Genomic DNA, 4,181 nt, shown 5'->3' with positions numbered 1-4,181 from the left:
GGCCAAGGAGATGCTGCGGAAGCATGACATCGACATCATGATCGCGATATCGAGATGCCGGAGCAGAGCGGCCTGGAGCTGATGGAGTGGGTGAAGGAAGAGGGGATGAGGCTGGAGACGGTCGTGCTCACCTGCCATTCCGAATTCCGCTATGCCCAGAAGGCCCTTCAGCTGGGGGGAAGCGATTATATTCTGAAGCCGGTCATTTACCGGGAGCTGGAGCAGGTGCTGCAGGCGCTCGGCCGCAAAGTGGAGGAGCAGCGGCAGGCTGACCACGAAGGAGAGCGCTACCACCAGCTGGCGGAGCTGTGGCAGGGACAGAAGCCGCTGTTGACCGAGCGGTACTGGAAGGATCTGCTCGATGGCCGGGAACGTCCCGACGCCAGCTGGCTGGAGCGGATCAGGCTGGCCGCGGATGTCGACGCGCAGCTCATCGGCACCATCCGCCCGCTGCTGATCAGCGTGGAGAATTGGGAGAAGGATATCGACGAGCGGGATGAGCGCGTCATGGAGTTCGCCCTGCGCAAGGCGGCGGAGGAAATTTTGCTGGAATCGCTCCCGGGCGCCGTCGTCGAGGATTACCGGGGCAACAGCCTGATTCTAATCTATGAGGGAGGCGCGGCCGCGCAGCGGCTCGAGGAGCTGTGCGACCGGTACCGGGAAGCCTGCAGAACCTATTTCTACTGCAAAATGTCCGTGTATATCGGAGACGCGGTTCCGCTCAAGAATCTCAGAGGGGAGTATCTCGGCCTGCTGCATGAGGAATACCGCAATGTCAGCATTTCCTGGAGCAGCATTCCCGCCGGCGCCGCCAGCCGCGGGGAGCGGCATGCCGACGCGCTGCAGCCCGATTCCACAGCTCTCCTGGAATGGGCGGACCTGCTGGAGCAAGGCGGTATCGAGTCGATGAGGGCAAGGCTCGAGGAGCTGCTCATGCCCGGCGCGGCCGTGACGGTCGAGACGCTGACCGCCTATGCATACGGCCTGATGCAGGCGGCGTACTTGACGCTTCACCGCAAGGGCTTTCCCGCCTTCATGCTGCATCAGTACCGGGAAGACTTCGACGTCAGCGCCGCGACCCGTTCCGTGCAGCGGTTCCGCGCCTGGTCGGAAGGCATGCTCGGCCAGATCGGCGTCCTGCTTCAATCCCGCCGTTCGGAAAGTCCCGTCCTGAGGCAGATCAAGGCGTACATCGCCGACCATATGGACCGCGACGTGACCCGGGAAGAGCTGGCCGAGCATGTGTTCCTCAATCCGGCCTATCTGTCGCGCTTGTTCCGCAAGGAGACGGGCAAGGTGCTGACCGACTATATCCTGCAGGAAAAAATGCGCGCCGCCGCGCAGAGGCTGACGGGGACCGACGAGAGCGTAAGCGCGATCGCCGCCGGTCTCGGCTACGGCAACTTCTCGTACTTCGCGCGGCTGTTCCGCAAGGTGTACGGCAAAAATCCGCATGAGTTCCGCAAAATCGGAACCGACAGCAGCGCGACACCCGGCGCTTGAAGGGCCTCGCTTGCCGCTGCCCGGACCGCGGCAGGAATTGCTCGAGCAAATTGAACCCGCTGGAGGAAAGCCTCCAGATCGATACGGCATGGATTCCGCTGATTCGGTGGAATCCATGCCATTCTTTTTCATCTAGGCCCAAAGACCCGGATTCAAATCGTCATTCCAGAAGGATTCAGGCGAACCTCCCTTTATATGTCATAACAAATATGAGGAAAATAAAGGGAATCAAAGCGATAAACGATTTAAACCGCTTTCATAGGACTAATTCATTATATACAACTATCAAATATTCCTATACCCTTTTATTTGTCATAACAAATTAAAGGAAAAGGAGATGGATGCACGCATGGAAATCCAGACGGCGCGAAAGCCCTCGGCCGAAGGTTTTTCCCGCCGGCTCGCAGAGATTGGAAAACAGCTGAAGCGAAATATCGGCTTGTACCTGATCATCGCACCGGCCTTTTTTTATTTCGTCATCTGGCATTTCTGGCCGTTGTATGGAATTCAGATCGCATTCAAGGACTACATGCCCGCTCTCGGAATTACGGGAAGCCCCTGGGTAGGGCTGGAGCATTTCACCCGCTTCTTCCGCACCTTCTTCTTCTGGGACATTCTCCGGAACACGCTCGGCATCAGCGTTTACGGGCTGATTGTCGGCATACCGGCTCCCATCATCCTCGCGCTCATGTTCAACGAGATCAGGCGCAAGCGGCTGCGCAGCGTCGTGCAGACGATCTCCTACGCGCCGCATTTCATCTCGGTCGTCGTGGCGGTCGGCATCCTGTTCTTCTTCATCTCCCCGACTACGGGCGTCATCAACGGAATCATCACCCGCTTCGGCGGCTCTCCGATCGATTTCATGGCGAACCCGTCCCATTTCTGGCATCTGTTCGTCTGGTCCGGCCTGTGGCAGTCCATCGGCTGGTCGTCCCTCATCTATACGGCCGCGATGGCGGGCATTCCTCCGGATCAATATGAAGCCGCATACATAGACGGGGCAAGCCGCTTCCGGCGCATCTGGCATGTGACTCTTCCCGGCATCATGCCGACGATCATGATCCTGTCCATCATGAGCATCGGAGGGGTGATGAACGTCGGCTTCGAGAAGGTGCTGCTCATGCAGACCGACATGAACCTCGCCAAATCCGAGGTCATCTCCACGTACATGTACAAGAGCGGAATCGTGGAGGCCCAGTACAGCTTCTCCGCAGCCGTAGGCCTGTTCAACAACGTCGTCAATTTCATCCTGCTGATCCTGTTCAATGCCATCGCCAAGCGGGCCGGACAGACCAGCCTCTGGTAAGGAGGAATCCGCATGGATACCATCAAGCAGACGCCCGGAGAAAAAGCGTTCGAGGCCGTCAACCTGACGCTCGTGCTGCTCATTACGATCATACTCTTGTATCCGCTCTTATTCGTCATTCTCGCCTCCGTCTCGGATCCGCGAAGGATCTACGATACGTTCCTGCTGGTCTGGCCGCAGGGCTTCAATCTGGAAAGCTACAAGGCGATCTTCGAGAACGGCGATATCTGGATCGGCTACCGCAATACGATCCTCTATACGACGGTCGGCACGGCGATCAATGTGTTCATGACGATCCTGGGCGCTTATCCGCTGTCGCGCCGCCGGTTCTACGGCAAGAACGTGTTCACGTTCCTGTTCACGTTCACGATGTTTTTCAGCGGCGGCCTCATCCCGACCTACCTGGTCAACCAGTCGCTCGGCATCCTGAACAGCATCTGGGTGCTTGTCCTTCCCGGCGCCATCAGCGTGTTCAACCTCATCATCATGAGGACCTACTTCCAGACCCAGATTCCGGTCGAGCTGGAGGAGAGCGCGTTCGTCGACGGCTGCAGCGACTGGCGGCTGCTCTTCAAAATCGTGCTGCCGCTGTCCATGCCGATCATCGCCGTCATGATCCTGTTCTACGGAGTCGGGCACTGGAACTCCTACTTCGATTCTCTGATCTACATGACGGACAGGGACAAATTCCCGCTGCAGCTGTTCCTGAGGGAAATCCTCATCAAAAACAGCATGCAGGACATGCTCGGGGTCGCGGTGGACGAGCAGTACAGCCAGCGGATGATGGCGCGCGAAGGGATCAAGTACTCCATCGTCGTCGCATCCTCGCTGCCTCTGCTGATTCTTTATCCGTTATTGTCAAAATTTTTTGAAAAAGGCATTCTCGTCGGCGCGATCAAAGGCTAGACGGCAGACAGGCAAGTCTGCCCTATAATGCGACAGGGGGAATAGACGTGAAAAACGCATGGGTGAAACAGGGATTGGTCGGAGGGCTCGCCGTGGCGATTCTGGCCGGCTGTCMGTCGGCCTKCGATGACGCGGATCCGGGAACCGTAGCTGACCGGATACACTTTGGATTCGGCTTCGCCTTGAACTTCAATCTCACGGCGGTCTTTCGTTTCGCGAATGCTCTTCACGACGCCGTCCAGTTCGCTGATGATCGCTTGGCCTTTAGGGTTACGCGCCTCGAAGAGCTCCGTGGATACGCGGCAGACCTTGCGTGATCCGTCGCCGGCAACGCCGCCGGTATGGAAGGTACGCATGGTGAGCTGGGTTCCCGGCTCGCCGATCGATTGGGCCGGTTGGGTTAAGTCCCGCAACGAGCGCAACCCTTGAATTCAGTTGCCAGCACCTCGGGTGGCACTCTGAATTG

3 protein-coding genes and 1 pseudogene are annotated in these 4,181 nt (G+C 58.1%); 3 read left to right on the top strand and 1 reads right to left on the bottom strand.

Annotation, left to right across the window (positions count from 1 at the left end; genetic code table 11):
* Positions 1 to 54: 54 nt before the first annotated feature.
* The 3 genes from BN871_RS25690 to BN871_RS25680 all read left to right on the top strand — a co-directional run bounded on the left by BN871_RS25690 (position 55) and on the right by BN871_RS25680 (position 3,715).
* Positions 55 to 1,503: a helix-turn-helix domain-containing protein gene (locus BN871_RS25690; protein ID WP_048749989.1), complete on the top strand. Its 1,449-nt coding sequence runs from the start codon at positions 55 to 57 to the stop codon at positions 1,501 to 1,503.
* A gap of 337 nt (positions 1,504 to 1,840) precedes the next feature.
* The gene (locus BN871_RS25685) at positions 1,841 to 2,809 is read left to right on the top strand and encodes an ABC transporter permease subunit (protein ID WP_048749987.1); all 969 of its coding nucleotides are present in this window, start codon (positions 1,841 to 1,843) and stop codon (positions 2,807 to 2,809) included.
* A gap of 12 nt (positions 2,810 to 2,821) precedes the next feature.
* Entirely contained in the window at positions 2,822 to 3,715 is an 894-nt protein-coding gene (locus BN871_RS25680; protein ID WP_048749986.1) for a carbohydrate ABC transporter permease, read from the top strand.
* Here BN871_RS25680 and BN871_RS27270 read toward each other — a convergent pair.
* Positions 3,712 to 4,107 (bottom strand): annotated as a pseudogene (locus BN871_RS27270) (hypothetical protein); the annotation flags it as partial. The gene BN871_RS25680 and the pseudogene BN871_RS27270 sit on opposite strands and share 4 nt — an antisense overlap.
* Positions 4,108 to 4,181: the final 74 nt, after the last annotated feature.

Origin of the sequence: Paenibacillus sp. P22, assembly GCF_000469945.2 — a bacterium.
GTDB classification, from domain to species: domain Bacteria; phylum Bacillota; class Bacilli; order Paenibacillales; family Paenibacillaceae; genus Paenibacillus_O; species Paenibacillus_O humicus.
The sequence above is the reverse complement of the archived record's forward strand: the minus strand, read 5'-3'. Positions and strand labels throughout refer to the sequence as shown.